Annotated in this window: 15 protein-coding genes; 4 read left to right on the forward strand and 11 right to left on the reverse strand. The window is 69.8% G+C overall.

Annotated elements, in window-relative coordinates; translation table 11 throughout:
- Positions 1–9 precede the first annotated feature (9 nt).
- Positions 10–717: a two-component system response regulator CseB gene (cseB, locus tag OHT61_RS14380; protein WP_329038487.1), complete on the forward strand. Its 708-nt coding sequence runs from the start codon at positions 10–12 to the stop codon at positions 715–717.
- The gene (gene cseC, locus OHT61_RS14385) at positions 714–2,033 is read left to right on the forward strand and encodes a two-component system sensor histidine kinase CseC (protein ID WP_329038489.1); all 1,320 of its coding nucleotides are present in this window, start codon (positions 714–716) and stop codon (positions 2,031–2,033) included. Before cseB ends, cseC begins: the two co-directional genes overlap by 4 nt.
- A gap of 92 nt (positions 2,034–2,125) precedes the next feature.
- Here the strand turns inward: cseC and OHT61_RS14390 are convergent, their stop codons facing one another.
- Positions 2,126–3,706 carry an MDR family MFS transporter gene (locus OHT61_RS14390; RefSeq protein ID WP_329038492.1) on the reverse strand — a complete coding sequence of 527 codons (1,581 nt, stop codon included), beginning with the start codon at positions 3,704–3,706 and terminating at the stop codon, positions 2,126–2,128.
- Positions 3,707–3,838: 132 nt separating this feature from the next.
- Here OHT61_RS14390 and OHT61_RS14395 point away from each other — a divergent pair, with 132 nt between their 5' ends.
- Complete coding sequence (locus tag OHT61_RS14395; RefSeq protein WP_329038494.1) at positions 3,839–4,423, forward strand: TetR/AcrR family transcriptional regulator; 585 nt, start codon at positions 3,839–3,841, stop codon at positions 4,421–4,423.
- Positions 4,424–4,447: 24 nt separating this feature from the next.
- On the opposite strand, the gene OHT61_RS14400 is transcribed toward OHT61_RS14395, so the two are convergent.
- The 3 genes from OHT61_RS14400 to OHT61_RS14410 all read right to left on the reverse strand — a co-directional run bounded on the left by OHT61_RS14400 (position 4,448) and on the right by OHT61_RS14410 (position 10,300).
- Positions 4,448–5,170 carry a M23 family metallopeptidase gene (locus tag OHT61_RS14400; RefSeq protein ID WP_329038496.1) on the reverse strand — a complete coding sequence of 241 codons (723 nt, stop codon included), beginning with the start codon at positions 5,168–5,170 and terminating at the stop codon, positions 4,448–4,450.
- 827 nt (positions 5,171–5,997) lie between these two features.
- Entirely contained in the window at positions 5,998–7,263 is a 1,266-nt protein-coding gene (locus OHT61_RS14405) for an LAETG motif-containing sortase-dependent surface protein (RefSeq protein WP_329038499.1), read from the reverse strand.
- 508 nt (positions 7,264–7,771) lie between these two features.
- On the reverse strand, positions 7,772–10,300 hold the full coding sequence (locus OHT61_RS14410; RefSeq protein ID WP_329038502.1) for an ATP-dependent Clp protease ATP-binding subunit: 2,529 nt from the start codon (positions 10,298–10,300) through the stop codon (positions 7,772–7,774).
- 440 nt (positions 10,301–10,740) lie between these two features.
- On the opposite strand from OHT61_RS14410, the gene OHT61_RS14415 reads away from it, so the two are divergent.
- Complete coding sequence (locus tag OHT61_RS14415) at positions 10,741–11,328, forward strand: SCO3374 family protein (protein WP_329038503.1); 588 nt, start codon at positions 10,741–10,743, stop codon at positions 11,326–11,328.
- Here the strand turns inward: OHT61_RS14415 and OHT61_RS14420 are convergent.
- From OHT61_RS14420 to nadC, 7 genes are all read right to left on the reverse strand, one after another.
- Entirely contained in the window at positions 11,307–11,642 is a 336-nt protein-coding gene (locus OHT61_RS14420) for a histone-like nucleoid-structuring protein Lsr2 (RefSeq protein WP_329038505.1), read from the reverse strand. The genes OHT61_RS14415 and OHT61_RS14420 overlap by 22 nt on opposite strands.
- Positions 11,643–11,786: 144 nt before the next feature.
- Positions 11,787–12,404, reverse strand: a complete 618-nt coding sequence (locus OHT61_RS14425; protein WP_443049441.1) for an amino-acid N-acetyltransferase — start codon at positions 12,402–12,404, stop codon at positions 11,787–11,789.
- Positions 12,405–12,413: 9 nt separating this feature from the next.
- Positions 12,414–12,848, reverse strand: coding sequence for a BlaI/MecI/CopY family transcriptional regulator (locus OHT61_RS14430; RefSeq protein WP_329038507.1), 435 nt, complete (start codon positions 12,846–12,848; stop codon positions 12,414–12,416).
- A gap of 100 nt (positions 12,849–12,948) precedes the next feature.
- Positions 12,949–13,128, reverse strand: coding sequence for a hypothetical protein (locus OHT61_RS14435; protein WP_329038509.1), 180 nt, complete (start codon positions 13,126–13,128; stop codon positions 12,949–12,951).
- Between the two features lie 67 nt (positions 13,129–13,195).
- A complete protein-coding gene (locus OHT61_RS14440) occupies positions 13,196–13,783 on the reverse strand; it encodes a hypothetical protein (RefSeq protein WP_329043255.1) in 588 nt (195 codons plus the stop codon).
- Between the two features lie 140 nt (positions 13,784–13,923).
- Complete coding sequence (locus tag OHT61_RS14445; protein ID WP_329038511.1) at positions 13,924–14,721, reverse strand: type III pantothenate kinase; 798 nt, start codon at positions 14,719–14,721, stop codon at positions 13,924–13,926.
- Positions 14,721–15,767, reverse strand: a complete 1,047-nt coding sequence (nadC, locus tag OHT61_RS14450; protein WP_329038513.1) for a carboxylating nicotinate-nucleotide diphosphorylase — start codon at positions 15,765–15,767, stop codon at positions 14,721–14,723. Before nadC ends, OHT61_RS14445 begins: the two co-directional genes overlap by 1 nt.
- Positions 15,768–15,769 lie beyond the last annotated feature (2 nt).

The raw sequence follows: 15,769 nt of genomic DNA on the forward strand, positions 1-15,769 counted from the left end.
GCCGCCCGTATGGCCGAGACCCACGTCCTCTTCGTCGAGGACGACGACGTCATCCGTGAAGCCACCCAGCTCGCCCTGGAGCGGGTCGGCTTCGCGGTCACCGCTGTGCCCGACGGCCTGCTGGGCCTGGAGGCCTTCCGGGCGGACCGTCCGGACATCGCGCTGCTGGACGTGATGGTGCCGGGGCTGGACGGCGTCAGCCTGTGCCGCCGCATCCGCGACGAGTCGACCGTGCCGGTGATCATGCTGTCGGCGCGGGCCGACGCGATCGACGTGGTGCTGGGCCTGGAGGCCGGGGCCGACGACTACGTCACGAAGCCGTTCGACGGGGCGGTGCTCGTCGCGCGCATCCGCGCGGTGCTGCGGCGATTCGGCCACGCGGCGGGTCCCCACGGGGCCGCGCCCGGCGACGGGCCCGCGGACGGGGCGGACGGTGTGCTGGTCTTCGGCGACGTGGAGATCGACACCGAGGGCATGGAGGTACGCCGTGGAGGCGACCAGGTGGGCCTGACCCCGACCGAGATGCGGCTACTGCTGGAGTTCTCCTCGGCGCCGGGCACGGTCCTGTCCCGGGACAGGCTCCTGGAGCGGGTGTGGGACTACGGCTGGGGCGGGGACACCCGCGTCGTCGACGTCCACGTCCAGCGGCTCAGGACCAAGATCGGGCAGGACCGGATCGAGACCGTCCGCGGCTTCGGCTACAAACTCCGCGCATGAGGCGACTGGCGCTGCGGACCGGTGTCCGCTGGAAGATCAGCATCGCGATCGCGGCCGTGGGCGCGCTCATCGCGCTGGCCCTGAGCCTCGTCGTCCACAACGCCGCCCGTGCGTCGATGCTGGAGAACGCCCGTGAGGTGCAGCTGGAGCGGCTGCTGTTCGCCCAGCGGCTCTACGAGGCGACGAACACCCAGAAGCCGTCACCGAAGTTCGGCGCCAAGATCAACGACCCGGCGCTGCCGAAGAGCCTGCGGGAGAGGACCCGGGAGAACCGGCGCGCCACCCACGTCGACGAGTACGCGGACGGGGTGCCCGACGTCTGGGCGGCCGTGCCGCTGGCCAACGGCGACGTGCTGTCCCTGCACACCCGCTTCGCCGACCGCAACGCCACCGTGATGGGCGACCTCGACCGGGCGCTGGTCATCGGCTCGGTCTCGGTCGTCTTCGGCGGCTGCGCCCTGGGGGTGCTCATCGGCGGCCAGCTCTCACGGCGGCTGCGCAAGGCGGCCGCGGCGGCCGGCAAGGTCGCCCAGGGCAACACGGAGGTACGCGTCCGGGAGGCCGTCGGCGGTGTCGTACGGGACGAGACGGACGAGCTGGCCCGGGCCGTGGACGCGCTCACCGACGCGCTGAACGAGCGGATCGAGGCCGAGCGCCGGGTCACCGCCGACATCGCCCACGAACTGCGCACCCCGGTGACGGGGCTCCTGACGGCCGCCGAGCTGCTGCCCCCGGGCCGCCCCACGGAGCTCGTAAGGGACCGGGCCCAGGCGATGCGGACACTGGTCGAGGACGTCCTGGAGGTGGCGAGGCTCGACAGCGCCTCGGAACGCGCCGAACTGCAGGAACTGCGGCTGGGCGAGTTCGTGGGGCGCCGGATCGGGCTGCTGGATCCGGAGATCACGGTGCGCGTGCTGCACGAGTCCCAGGTCTCCACGGACCCGCGGCGGCTGGAGCGCATCCTGGGCAATCTGCTGGGCAACGCGGCCAAGCACGGCGCGGGCCCGGTCGAGGTCACGGTCGAGGGCCGGGTGGTACGGGTCCGCGACCACGGACCCGGCTTCCCCGAGGCGCTGCTGCGGGAAGGGCCGAGCAGGTTCCGTACGGGGAGCGCCGACCGGGCGGGGCGGGGCCACGGGCTCGGCCTGACCATCGCGGCCGGACAGGCACGGGTCCTCGGCGCCCGGCTGACCTTCCGCAACGCGGGGCCCGCCGGGAGTGCCGGGGGCGGGGCGGTCGCGGTGCTGTGGCTGCCGGAGCACGCTCCGACGAACACCGGGAGCTTCCCCATGCTGCGTCAGGACGGCACGGACTGAGGCAGGGGCGCCTCCGCGTCCTCGTGCAGGGCCGGACGGACGCGAAGGGCCCCGGAGGCGTGACACCTCCGGGGCCCGTCGTATGCGGCAGCTCAGACGGCCTGCGGCGCGGTGGCCGCCACGGGCGGCACAGTGCCCTCGGCCTCCGGTCCCTGCGGCTTGGCGGTGCCCCGCAGCGGGACCTCCTTGACGAAGAGCGACGCCACCAGGGCGATCACCGCGACCGAGCCGCCCACGAGGAAGGCGATGTGCGTCCCCGAGGCCACGGCGAACTCGTACGCCTCACGGATGGGGTCCGGGAGCTTCGCGAGGCTCGCCGCGTCCAGCTGCGCCGACATCCCGGTCGCCGCCGCTCCGCCGCGCTCCGCCATCTCGTCCTGGACGCGCCCGGTGAACAGGGCGCCCATGATCGCCACTCCGAAGGAGCTGCCGAGCGTACGGAAGAGGGTCGTGGCGGACGAGGCGACGCCCATGTCCTTGAGCTCGACGCTGTTCTGCGCGACGAGCATCGTGATCTGCATCAGGAAGCCCATGCCCGCGCCGAGCACCGCCATGTAGACGCCGGAGGTGAGACGCGTGGTGCCGGTGTCCATGGAGGCCAGCAGGAACAGGCCGACGACCATCAGGCTGCTGCCGATGATCGGGAAGATCTTGTACTTCCCGGTGCCGGTGGTGACCCGTCCCGCGATCAGCGAGACGACCATCATCGAGAGCAGCATCGGCAGGAGCAGGAGCCCGGAGTTGGTCGCGGAGGCGCCCTGCACCGACTGCTGGAACAGCGGCAGGAAGAGGACCGCTCCGAACATCACGAAGCCGGCCATGAACCCGACGACCGACATGAGGGTGAAGTTGAGGCTGCGGAAGATGTGGAGCGGGATCACCGGCTCGGCGGCCTTCGTCTCGACGAAGACGAACCCGACCAGGGAGGCCACGCCGAGCGCGACGAGCTCCATGATCACGGACGATCCCCAGGCGTACTCCGTACCGCCCCAGGTGGTGACCAGCACGATCGCGGTGATGCCCACGGTGAGGAGGGCCGCGCCGAGGTAGTCGACCTTGCTCTTCGCCCGCTCCTTGCGGGGCAGGTGCAGCACGACGGTGACCATGGCGAGGGCGAGCGCGCCGAGCGGGATGTTGATGTAGAAGCTCCAGCGCCAGCCCAGGTGGTCCGTGATGGTGCCGCCGACCAGCGGCCCGCCGATCATGGCGATCGCCATGACGCCGGCCATCATGCCCTGGTACTTGCCCCGCTCACGCGGGGGCACCAGGTCACCGAGGATCGCCATGACGCCGACCATCAGACCGCCCGCGCCGAGGCCCTGGACCGCACGGAACCCGATCAGCTGCCCCATGTCCTGGGCCATGCCGCTCAGCACCGAGCCGATCAGGAAGATCACGATGGACGTCAGGAAGATGCCCTTGCGCCCGTACATGTCGCCGAGCTTGCCCCAGATGGGGGTGGAGGCAGCGGTGGCCAGGGTGTAGGCCGTCACCACCCAGGACAGGTGTTCCAGTCCGCCCAGGTCACCGACGATGGTCGGCATCGCGGTGCCGACGATCAGGTTGTCGAGCATGGCCAGCAGCATCGTGATCATCAAGGCCAGTACCACCACCCTGACGCTGCGCGCCTGCGGTTCGGCCGGGCCGGCCGCCGCCTTCTTCGGTTCCGCCATGTCGTCTTCCCCTGATCCCCTGGTGCCCGGTCCGTGGACTCGACCACTTACTTGTCGCCCGGCTAGTTGGCTACACTGAGGAAGGTAGACCCGTAACTAGCCGGGCGTCAAGTAAGTTCTTGGGAGAGTCGCATGGGCAGCACGCCGCAGCCGCGCCGGGGCAACACCCGCCAGCGCATTCAGGACGTCGCCCTGGAGCTCTTCGCCGAACAGGGCTACGAGAAGACGTCGCTCCGCGAGATCGCCGAGCACCTGCAGGTCACGAAGGCGGCGCTCTACTACCACTTCAAGACCAAGGAAGACATCCTCAACAGCATCTTCGAGGACCTGAACCGGCCGGTCGAGGAACTGCTGGAGTGGGGCCAGAAGCAGCCCCGCACGCTGGAGACGAAGCGGGAGATCCTGGTCCGCTACAGCGAGGCGCTCAAGGCCGCCGCGCCGCTGTTCGTCTTCATGCAGGAGAACCAGGCGACGGTACGGGACCTCAGCATCGGGCACACGATCAAGCATCGTGTCATCGCGCTGGTCGACCTGATCAAGGAACCGGACGCCTCTCTCACCGACCAGGTCCGCTGCTTCACCGCACTGATGGCCATGCACGCGGGGATCTTCGCCCTCAGAGACGCCGAAGGCGACCCCGAGGAGAAGCGCGAAGCTTCTCTCGAGGTCGCCATCGAACTGGTGACCAGGGCCCACGACCCGGGGTCCGCCGCCTAGGGGCGGACCCACGCGTCAGACGTCTCACACGTGGACGTGCTCGGCGTGCAGGTAGTTGACCGGGTTGATCGCGGAACCGTAGTTCGGGGTGTTGCGGATCTCGAAGTGCAGGTGAGGACCGCTGGAGTTGCCGGTGTTGCCGGACTTGGCTATCTCCTCACCCGTCTTGACGCGCTCGCCGACCTTGACCTCGATCTTCGAGAGGTGCGCGTACTGCGAGTACTTGCCGTTGGCGTGCTTGATGACGATGGCGTTGCCGTAGGCGGGACCGTCACCGGCACCGTTCGGGCCGGCCTTGACGACCCGGCCGGTGTGCGCGGCCTCGACCTTGGTGCCGATCGGCACCGCGAAGTCCTGGCCGGAGTGCTTGTGGGCCCAGCGGTCGCCGCCGACGCCGAAGGTGGCGCTCAGCTCGTAGTGGCGGACCGGGACCTCCCACGACGTGGCCTTCTTCTTCGCGGCGGCCTTCTTCTTGGCAGCCGCCTTCTTCTTGGCGGCGGCCTTCTCGGCCTTGTCGGCCTTCGCCTTGTCCGCGGCCTTGGTCTGAGCGGTCGCCTGCTGGGCGATCGAGCCGGCGGTGGCCGCGCCGGCGAGGGCCGCGGTGTCCGCGGTGCCCGTCGTGCCGGACGCGAACGCCGCGCCCGCACCGAACACCATCGACGCACCCAGGCCGACGGCCACGACGGCGCCACTGACGCGGGGCATGGACGGGCGGCGGGAGTGCTGGAACGTTACGCGCTTCGACATGCGGTGAGTACCTCCGGGGTGACTGGACCCGGTGCTCGACCGGGCTTGCTCCACCTTGGTAACCCGCACCCCCAGGAACACTCAAACCCCCCATCTACGATCAAAAGCCGTAGTTGAAGGGCGGGGAATTAACCGCGGTTGCCGACCCGGGCCACCGCGGGCGCCCTTTCGGGCGAAGTGTCCGGATCGGGTTTAACCCCAGTTCGAAAGCCATCCTTCCTGGACATGCGCTTACAAACAGGGCAAATCAACACATACGCCGAAAGACTCGGCGGGTGCGGGCCGAAGGTCCCTGCGCCGCCTCCCGGGGACTCTCCTATCGGCGGTAGTAGGCCCAAAACGGCTGTGCGCCTTGTCACCGCCGGTGGGCCCGAAGCCTGTCCGTTTCGGGACCTTCGGCTCCTCACCTCTTACGCCGACGGACGCACGGCCTCGTTCGCACTCCGGCCGGTGCCGAGCGGGCGGAGGCGCGGGGAGACCCGGGCAGCCGGGGAGGCGGGTCCAAGGCGCGGGGCCAGGGGACGCGGGCCCGCAAAACGCCGGGACCAAGGCGCGGGGCCAGGGGACGGCGGCCCACAAGACCCCGGGACCAAAACGCAGAGCCAGGGCAGAGGCCGGGAGCCGGGCCGCGGAGTGACTCCGCAAGGCGACTCGTGCGTCGCGTGCGTCGCGGCGGCAGCCTCCGTCCGCCCGATGGCGACTGCTCGGCGGACATGCTGGGCGGCGGTCGGCTGATCAGCAGGACGGGCCCGGCACCGTGGTGCCGGGCCCGTCCTGGGCGTTCATCGCGCGATGCCTGGCGCCCGGCGGGCGTCCGGCCTCAGGCGTCAGGCGTGCGCACCGGCCTTGCGGCGGCGCGCGACGTACACCGCGCCCGCGCCGATGGCCAGGGCGGCGCCGCTCGCGAGGGCGAGCTGCGACGTCGCCGAGGACGAGCCCGTGGCGGCGAGGCTGCCGCCCACGGGAGTGGCCGACCCGCCGCTCTGGGGCTTGACGCCCGAGTCGGCCGGCTTGGTGGTGGGCGTGGCGTCACCGGTGGCCGGCGTGCTGCCCTTGGCGGCGATGAGGAACTCGTAGCCCTCGAGGTCCGGACTGCCACCGCACGTGCCGTTGTCGTTCCAGTAGTCACCGGCGACGAAGGTGACGCCGTTGCCCGCGGGGGCCTTGGCGTCCACGGCGAGGCGCATCTTGATGTCCTCGTGGGCACCGGCCTTCAGCGGGCTGATGGCGTCCATGTAGTGCTCGTTGTCGACGTTCTTCCACGAGCCGGAGGAGCCGGGCGACCACTGCAGGTGCACCAGGTCGCCGAGGTCCTTGACGCCGCTCTTGTCGGTCGCGTGGACGTAGGCGAACGGGTACACCTCGTCCATCGTCCTGGTGGTCCCGTTGGTCACCCGGAGACGGAAGTCGACCTTCGTGCCGGCGACGACCGTGGACGGCAGACCCGTGACGACCGTCTTGAGCTTGGCCTCGGGAACGCACTCCTCGTCGCCCTCGCCCTCCTCGATCGCCTTGGCCAGCGCCTCGTCGGCGGCTTCCTTCTGGGCCAGTGCCTCCTTGGTGGCCTCCTGCGCCTGGCCGATCGCCCGGGCCGCGGCCACCCGCGCGTCGTCGAGCGTGTCCTGGGCCTCCAGGACCTTGGCGTCGGCGTCCTCCTTGGCCACGGCGGCTGCGGAGGCGGCGGTCTCGGCCTCGGTGACGGCTGCCGCCTTGGCAGCCCTCTCCTCCTCGGTGGCGTCGGCCGGGAGATCGGCCAGCGCCGCCTTCGCGGCAACGAGCGCCTGGTCTGCGGTCCCCTTCTCGGCGTCGGCGGTGACCGCAGCGGCCTTGGCCGCGTTGACCGCCACGACGAGCGGGGCGGAGTCGGAGGAGAGTGCCTCCAGAGCCGCCTCAGCGGCGTCCTCGGCCTCCACGGCGCTGTCGTACACCGCCTTGGCCGCGGCGGCGGCCTTCTCGAGCTCCGCGATGGACGGCTTCTCCTGCGTCTGTGCCGCCGGCTTGCCGTCGGCGAACGCGGGGGTGACGGACAGCAGGAGCACGGGGGTGGTCACCGCGGTGGCGACGGCTGTGGCGAGAATCCGGCGAATCTTCACAAGAGCCCTTCGGGGTCCGGAAAAAGAGATGAAGGGGTCGCAGCGGAATGGGACACGCAGACGCGACTCGGAGTGATCGTATGGCCGGGACGACGGTCGGTCGCCACAGTTTCTTCACCTGTTCCGGTCGGCAGACGGGCACAGGGGGAGACAGAAAAGACGAAAGGGTGCAGTTGCTTTCACTGTGTGCACTTTCGCTGTGAGGAACACCACATGAACCCGGAACGGCGGACCCACGTATCCGCGCCCGCCCGACGGGCTTCGCGCTGAACGGAGGGAGGTTCCGCACGCGAGGAGAGCCTCATCGGCATCGGCGCCCGCGCGAAAAGTGTGCGTACGAGCCCGGAGCGCATGGCCCGGAAGGTACTCGTCCCGCCTCGTACGCGGGGCCCGGGATCCGTCGGGAAAGAGCTGCACCCGGACTCCGGGGACCGGTCGGAAAAAGGGGCTGCCCCGGACCGAAAACCGGTCCGGGGCAGCCCCTTCGACGCTCAGGCGCTGGGCGCCGTCACGCTTCCTTCGTCAGATTCGGGCCGGCGCCACCTGCCGCCTGCTCGATCGGCGGGACGTCGGGCAGTGCCGACTTCTCCTCGCCGCGGAAGGAGAACTTCTTCTCGTCACCCTCGCCCTCGGTGTCCACGACCACGATGTGGCCGGGGCGCAGCTCGCCGAAGAGGATCTTCTCGGACAGGATGTCCTCGATCTCGCGCTGGATCGTCCGGCGCAGCGGCCGGGCGCCCATCACGGGGTCGTAACCCTTCTTCGCCAGGAGCGACTTGGCTTCCGAGCTGAGCTCGATACCCATGTCGCGGTCCTTGAGACGCTCATCCACCTTGGCGACCATCAGGTCGACGATCTGGATGATGTCTTCCTCGGTGAGCTGGTGGAAGACGACCGTGTCGTCGACACGGTTGAGGAACTCGGGCCGGAAGTGCTGCTTGAGCTCTTCGTTGACCTTGACCTTCATCCGCTCGTAGTTCGTCTTCACGTCGCCCTGGGCGGCGAAGCCCAGGTTGAAGCCCTTCGAGATGTCCCGCGTCCCGAGGTTGGTCGTCATGATGATGACCGTGTTCTTGAAGTCCACGACCCGGCCCTGGGAGTCGGTCAGGCGACCGTCCTCCAGAATCTGGAGCAGGGAATTGAAGATATCGGGGTGGGCCTTCTCGACCTCGTCGAAGAGGACGACGGAGAACGGCTTGCGGCGCACCTTCTCGGTGAGCTGGCCGCCCTCTTCGTAGCCCACGTAACCGGGGGGCGAGCCGAAGAGGCGGGAAACCGTGTGCTTCTCGCTGAACTCCGACATGTCGAGGGAGATCAGCGCGTCCTCGTCGCCGAAGAGGAATTCGGCGAGCGTCTTGGACAGCTCCGTCTTACCGACACCGGACGGGCCGGCGAAGATGAACGAACCACCGGGACGCTTCGGGTCCTTCAGGCCGGCCCGCGTACGGCGGATCGCCTGCGAGAGGGCCTTGATGGCGTCCTTCTGGCCGATGACGCGCTTGTGGAGCTCGTCCTCCATGCGCAGCAGACGCGAGGACTCCTCCTCGGTCAGCTTGAACACCGGGATACCGGTCGCGGTGGCGAGGACCTCGGCGATGAGCTCGCCGTCGACCTCGGCCACGACGTCCATGTCGCCGGCCTTCCACTCCTTCTCCCGCTTGGCCTTCGCCGCCAGCAGCTGCTTCTCCTTGTCACGGAGCGAAGCCGCCTTCTCGAAGTCCTGGGAGTCGATGGCCGACTCCTTGTCGCGGCGGACGCCCGCGATCTTCTCGTCGAACTCGCGGAGGTCCGGCGGCGCGGTCATCCGGCGGATGCGCATCCGGGAACCGGCCTCGTCGATCAGGTCGATCGCCTTGTCCGGCAGGAAGCGGTCCGAGATGTAGCGGTCGGCCAGGGTGGCGGCCTGGACCAGCGCCTCGTCCGTGATGGAGACCCTGTGATGGGCCTCGTAACGGTCGCGCAGACCCTTGAGGATCTCGATGGTGTGCGGCAGCGACGGCTCCGCGACCTGGATGGGCTGGAAGCGGCGCTCGAGCGCGGCGTCCTTCTCCAGGTGCTTGCGGTACTCGTCGAGCGTCGTGGCGCCGATGGTCTGGAGCTCGCCTCGCGCCAGCATTGGCTTGAGGATGCTCGCGGCGTCGATCGCGCCCTCGGCGGCACCCGCACCCACCAGGGTGTGGAGCTCGTCGATGAACAGGATGATGTCGCCGCGGGTGCGGATCTCCTTGAGGACCTTCTTCAGGCGCTCCTCGAAGTCACCGCGGTAGCGCGAGCCGGCGACCAGCGCGCCGAGGTCGAGGGTGTAGAGGTGCTTGTCCTTGAGGGTCTCGGGCACCTCGCCCTTGACGATGGCCTGGGCCAGGCCCTCGACGACCGCCGTCTTGCCGACGCCGGGCTCGCCGATGAGCACCGGGTTGTTCTTCGTACGACGGGACAGCACCTGCATGACCCGCTCGATCTCCTTCTCGCGCCCGATGACCGGGTCGAGCTTGGACTCACGAGCGGCCTGGGTGAGGTTCCGGCCGAACTGGTCGAGCACCAGGGACGTGGAGGGCGTGCCCTCCGCGGGGCCGCCGGCGGTGGCCGCCTCCTTGCCTCCCGAGTACCCGGAGAGCAGCTGGATGACCTGCTGCCGCACCCGGTTCAGGTCGGCGCCCAGCTTCACGAGGACCTGGGCGGCGACGCCCTCGCCCTCGCGGATCAGGCCGAGCAGGATGTGCTCCGTGCCGATGTAGTTGTGGCCGAGCTGAAGGGCCTCGCGGAGCGACAGCTCCAGGACCTTCTTGGCCCGGGGCGTGAAGGGGATGTGGCCGGACGGGGCCTGCTGGCCCTGGCCGATGATCTCCTCCACCTGCTGGCGGACCGCCTCGAGCGAAATCCCGAGGCTCTCCAGGGCCTTAGCGGCGACACCCTCACCCTCGTGGATCAGGCCCAGGAGGATGTGCTCGGTGCCGATGTAGTTGTGGTTGAGCATCCGGGCTTCTTCCTGAGCCAGGACGACAACCCGCCGCGCGCGGTCGGTGAACCTCTCGAACATCGTTAATCGCTCCTCAGAGCGGTCAGGCAGTAAGGGGTCGGTCCCCTCCCTGTCCTTCCGCAGCTTAGTCCCGCAAGCGGGGACCGCTCATTTCAACTGCCGACACCCGGCCTGCTTCCCGGGGGGATCTCCTGCCCCGAACGCCGACAACTGCTCCAACCCGATGGTGCGAGACGATGTTCCCGCAGGCCAGGCAGATAGCCCTTTCGCCAGTACGCCGATGGCGAACGTGAGACGCTTTTGCCCGCGTGTCGCCCCTTCCCACTAGGGATGTCTTACCCGCACTCACCGACAGTCCATGCGGCGCACCCCCGTTTCCTCCGCTACGGGCGAACAACTTCGTGCTGCCGGACGCTCCCGCACGCCCCCGCCATGATCACGCAGAGCAGTCGATCATGAACTGCGCGTAACTTCGGGGTGGGTTCGGCAGTTCATCGGACATGGCCTCCCTCGTCCCGCCGCCCCGCTCGTCGACCGAGTCCGAGGGCTGGGCCCGGTGGTACGCCCAGGAGCTCGGCTGGGCCACGACGGGCACCTCGCCGCTGCGGCTTCTGACGGGGCTGCGCTTCGACGTCCTGGAACTGCCGGCCGCGGCAGGTCACGCGGCACTGAGCCGGGTGGGGCGCACGGGCCCTGTGGCGGTGGCGGGGCAGCGGATGTCGCTGCTGGTCGCCGCGGGCGGCGCCGAAGAGCTGCCGGGGCTGCTCGACTGGCTGGAATGGGGCGGCATCGCCCTCGACCTGACCGCTGCCGGTCCGGGCGGGCACATGATCGCCCCGGCGCCACCCGGGGTGGCGTCGGCGGGCTCACCGGGGGCCGCGGTCTGGCTGCGGCCACCCGGGTCCGGCCAGGGGACGGAGGCGGCGCTCCCGGCCCTGGGCGGCTTCGGGAGCAGGGGTGGGGATGCTCCCGATCTCGTACGACTCGTGGACGCGGCGGCGACCGAGTGCCACCGGGCCAGACTCACGCACGCCCGGACGAACCTGCGGGCCCATCGGCCGACAGGTCAGCCGTTGGCCTTCTCGTAAGCCTCGCGGATCTCGGCCGGGACACGGCCGCGGTCATTCACGTTGTGTCCGTTCTCGCGGGCCCACTTACGGATCTCGGCGGTGTCCTTGTTGCCGCCCGTGACCGCACGGCCCTTGCCACGGCCGGTCGCCGCGCGGCCGCCGGTGCGACGGCCACTCTTGGTGTACGGCTCGAGAAGACCACGGAGCTTGTCCGCGTTGGTCGTGGTGAGGTCGATCTCGTAGGTCTTGCCATCCAGAGCGAACGTCACGGTCTCGTCCGCCTCGACACCGTCGAGGTCATCAACAAGAAGGACCTGAACCTTCTGCGCCACCGGATTTCCTTTCATCGAAAATGCAGTACGCGGAAAGGAAACCGCTTTTCCCCGGAAAACACAAACCCCTGGGAGAGGTTCAGGAGCGCGAGAACGCGGGAAACATGCGCGATTCGGACATAGGGCTCCGTCGACTTCCGCCGGTCACAGGTGCAGAAGCATCCGGCTGTTGCCCAAGGTGTTCGGCTTCACTCGTTCGAGACCCAGGAACTCCGCGACACCCTCGTCATAGGAACGAAGCAGCTCGCTGTAGACATCTCCGTCGACCGGCGTCTCTCCGATCTCCGTGAAGCCGTGCTTCGCGAAGAACTCGACTTCGAAGGTGAGGCAGAAAACCCGGCGGACACCGAGCCAGCGCGCGGTCTGCAGCAGCTTGCCCAGAACCTGGTGTCCCACCCCGGAGCCCTTGATGCCGTGGTCGACGGCGAGAGTACGGACTTCCGCGAGGTCTTCCCACATCACGTGGAGTGCGCCGCAGCCGATGACGCGGGCGTCCTCGTCGCGTTCGGCGACCCAGAACTCCTGGATGTCCTCGTAAAGCGTCACCGTCGCTTTGTCGAGCAGGATGCCTTCGGTGACGTAGCCGTCGAGGAGTGCGCGGACCGACGCCACATCACTTGTCCTGGCGCGGCGGACGGTGATGGCCGGCCTATTTACCGACGGGTCGGTATGAACTTCTGTCGCGGATCCTGTTTCCGGCCGGGTACGGGCTCCGGTTCGCGTCTCGTTCCCGTACTCGGTTCGCGGTTGCTCAGAGGACATCCCCCGACGCTATCGCCCGCTCTGCGGCGGCGCTCCATCGGCCGCCCCACCGTCCTCGGGCGGGCTCGCGGGCGACTCGGGCTGCGTGGGCGCGACGACGCGCATGGCGTCCCCGAGCGCTTCCCGCTGCTCCGGCGACATCATCCCGAAGAACGCGACCAGCGCCGCCGCGGGGTTGTCGCTGTGGGACCAGGCTTCGTTCATCAGTGCGGCCGAGTATGCGGCGCGGGTGGAGACGGCCGTATATCGATATGCCCGGCCGTCGACTTCCCGGCGCACCCAGCCCTTCTGATGGAGATTGTCCATTACCGTCATCACGGTCGTGTAGGCGATGGAACGTTCCTGTTGCAGGTCTTCGAGAACTTCCCGCACGGTGACCGGGCGGTTCCATTGCCAGACCCGCGTCATCACGGCGTCTTCCAGCTCTCCCATTTGGCGAGGCACAGCGCCACCTTAGTGCTAGATGTCCGTAATGGGGTAATTCCGGAACGACAAAAGGGCGCACGGCTCCGAGGAGCCGTGCGCCCTTTATGTCAGGTACGAGTCAGACGCCCTCGGCCCGCGGGGCCTGCTGCACCGATTCGGCCCGGGCGAGCGCCGCGTCCACGGCGGCGTCCTCCTTGGCCTTGTTCGGACCGCCCTGGCTCTTGATGATCGTCACGACGAGACCGATGAAGAAGACGGCCATCACCACGGGAGGCAGGAGCGCGGAGAAGTATTCCATGGCGACCAGAGTAGCGAGCCCGGCATTACGGCCACTCCCGGGCACCCCCCGGCGCGGCGCGCGTCCGTCAGGAGACGGCGCGCTCCTCCGGCGGGGGCGCGGGCGCGGGGCGGCGGCGCGGCGGGAAGACCTCGGAGGGCTTCGGCATGGGCCGCTCCCCCGGGGCGCCCGGCTGCTTGGGACGGGGCGGGACGGGCGGCCGTTCCGGCTCCTTCGCCGCCGCCAGTCCGCCGGGCAGCGCCAGCAGGCGACGGCGCGGCGCGGGGGCCGTGACCGCTGCCGCGCGCCCGGCGAGCCGCGCCCGCACGGAGCGCTCCGCAAGCACCTGGCAGCGCTCCAGGAGCGCCGCGGCGACCGGTCCGGCGCGCAGGGCACGCAGGGCCGCGAGGTCGTCGGGGCGTGGGTCGTAGCCGGCCGCGAGGGCGTCCTGGAGGAGCTCCAGATAACCGCTGAGCGAGCCGGGGAGGGCTTCGCGGTAGCGGGCGAGATCGGCGAGGAGGAAGGCGCGCAACCGTCCCGCCTCGCTCACCGCCTCGTCCACCGCGCCCGCGAGTCGCAGGCAGTCCTGGACGTCTTCTTCCGGCAGGGGCGTGGGGTGGAGGGCGTTGGCGAGAGCGCGTCGGAGCACCCGGAGCTCGTCCGCGCTGAACGCCATGCCGCCGCGTGATCCGTAGGGCGTGGGCATGGCGCGACAATACGTGCTAAATGGACAAAATCCGCTTAACTGGCCGCCCGGCGGCGCGGCGTCCCACGCCGTGCCGCCGGACCGTTCCCGCAGGTGGCCGCGGGCGGGACCTACATCCGGGCGATGTTGCGCTCGTAGACCAGACGCAGCCCGATGAGCGTCAGCCAGGGCTCGTGCTCGTCGATGACCGAGGACTCCCCCAACACCATCGGAGCAAGGCCGCCCGTCGCGATGACGGTGACGTCGTCCGGGTCCGCCGCGAGCTCCTTCTTCATGCGCTGGACCACGCCGTCGATCTGGCCCGCGAAGCCGTACACGATGCCGGACTGCATCGCCTCGACCGTGTTCTTGCCGATCACGCTGCGGGGCCTGGCGAGCTCGATCTTGCGCAGCTGCGCCCCCTTCACCCCGAGGGCCTCGACCGAGATCTCGATACCCGGCGCGATCACGCCGCCCGTGTACTCACCCCGTGCCGAGACCGCGTCGAAGGTCGTGGCCGTGCCGAGGTCGACGACGATGGCCGGACCGCCGTAGAGCTCGACCGCGGCCACCGCGTTGATGATGCGGTCCGCGCCGACCTCCTTCGGGTTGTCCGTCAGGACGGGCACGCCGGTCTTGACGCCCGGCTCCACGAGGACCGCGGGCACGTCTCCGTAGTAGCGCCGGGTGACCTCGCGGAGCTCGTGCAGGACCGCGGGGACCGTCGAGCAGATCGCGATGCCCTCGATGCCGTCGCCGAGTTCGACGCCGAGCAGCGGGTGCATGCCCATCAGGCCCTGGAGCAGGACGGCGAGCTCGTCGGCCGTACGCCGGGCGTCGGTGGAGATCCGCCAGTGCTCGACGATCTCCTCGCCGTCGAACAGTCCGAGGACGGTGTGCGAGTTTCCGACGTCGATGGTGAGCAGCATCAGGCGCCGGCCCCGTCGGACGGCCCCGCCTCGCGGAAGTCCAGGCCGATGTCGAGGATCGGCGAGGAGTGCGTGAGCGCGCCGACGGCCAGGTAGTCGACGCCCGCCTCGGCGTAGGCGCGGGCCGAGTCGAGGGACAGCCGGCCGGAGGACTCCAGCACCGCGCGGCCGCCGACGAGGGCGACCGCCTCCGCGGTGGCGGACGGGGTGAAGTTGTCCAGCAGGATCAGGTCTGCGCCGGCGTCGAGCACCTCGCCGACCTGCTCCAGGGTGTCGACCTCGACCTCGATCGCGAGCTCCGGGAACGCCTTCCTGACCCGTGTGAACGCCTCGGCGACGCCGCCGGCCGCGATCACGTGGTTGTCCTTGACCAGCGCCGCGTCCACCAGCGACATGCGGTGGTTGACACCGCCGCCGCAGCGCACGGCGTACTTCTCCAGCGCGCGCAGCCCCGGCGTCGTCTTGCGGGTGTCGCGGACCCTGGCCTTCGTGCCCTCGAGCACGTCGGCCCAGGCGCGGGTGGCGGTCGCGATGCCCGAGAGCCTGCACAGCAGGTTGAGCGCGCTGCGCTCGCCCGTGAGCAGGTCGCGGGTGCGGGTGGTGACCGTCAGCAGCTTCTGTCCGGGCACGACGCGGTCGCCGTCCTCGACGTGCCGCTCGACCTCGAACTCGTCGGTGCAGACGATGGAGAGGACGGCCTCCGCGACGCGCAGGCCGGAGACGACGCCCGCCTCGCGCGCGGTGAAGTCACCCGTGGCGACGGCGTCCTCGGGGACGGTCGCGACGGTGGTGACGTCCTCGCCCCCGTCGAGGTCCTCCTCGATCGCGACGTGGGCGATGTCCTCGACCTGGACGGGGTCCAGCCCGGCCTCGGCCAGGAGCTGGGCCAGAGCGGGGTCGAGGCCGCACTCCAGGCCGTCGGGGTCGTAGCCGTCACCGCAGCCGCAGCCGTCGCCGCACCCGCCGTCGGACGCGGCGGGGGCGCCGATGTGGATCAGCGGTACGTCCACGGGCGTGGGGCGCGGATTCTCTTCGGGCGTGCTCACGG

Origin of the sequence: Streptomyces sp. NBC_00178, assembly GCF_036206005.1 — a bacterium.
Classification (GTDB): Bacteria; Actinomycetota; Actinomycetes; order Streptomycetales; family Streptomycetaceae; genus Streptomyces.

Bases quoted from the DNA above. Each gene is read 5' to 3' on its own strand.
- OHT61_RS14395 (WP_329038494.1), top strand. From the start codon at position 3,839: ATGGGCAGCACGCCGCAGCCGCGCCGGGGCAACACCCGCCAGCGCATT.
- OHT61_RS14410 (WP_329038502.1), bottom strand. From the start codon at position 10,300: ATGTTCGAGAGGTTCACCGACCGCGCGCGGCGGGTTGTCGTCCTGGCT.
- OHT61_RS14400 (WP_329038496.1), bottom strand. From the start codon at position 5,170: ATGTCGAAGCGCGTAACGTTCCAGCACTCCCGCCGCCCGTCCATGCCC.
- cseC (WP_329038489.1), top strand. From the start codon at position 714: ATGAGGCGACTGGCGCTGCGGACCGGTGTCCGCTGGAAGATCAGCATC.
- cseB (WP_329038487.1), top strand. From the start codon at position 10: ATGGCCGAGACCCACGTCCTCTTCGTCGAGGACGACGACGTCATCCGT.
- OHT61_RS14435 (WP_329038509.1), bottom strand. From the start codon at position 13,128: ATGGAATACTTCTCCGCGCTCCTGCCTCCCGTGGTGATGGCCGTCTTC.
- OHT61_RS14425 (WP_443049441.1), bottom strand. From the start codon at position 12,404: ATGTCCTCTGAGCAACCGCGAACCGAGTACGGGAACGAGACGCGAACC.
- OHT61_RS14415 (WP_329038503.1), top strand. From the start codon at position 10,741: ATGGCCTCCCTCGTCCCGCCGCCCCGCTCGTCGACCGAGTCCGAGGGC.
- OHT61_RS14440 (WP_329043255.1), bottom strand. From the start codon at position 13,783: ATGGCGTTCAGCGCGGACGAGCTCCGGGTGCTCCGACGCGCTCTCGCC.
- OHT61_RS14390 (WP_329038492.1), bottom strand. From the start codon at position 3,706: ATGGCGGAACCGAAGAAGGCGGCGGCCGGCCCGGCCGAACCGCAGGCG.
- OHT61_RS14445 (WP_329038511.1), bottom strand. From the start codon at position 14,721: ATGCTGCTCACCATCGACGTCGGAAACTCGCACACCGTCCTCGGACTG.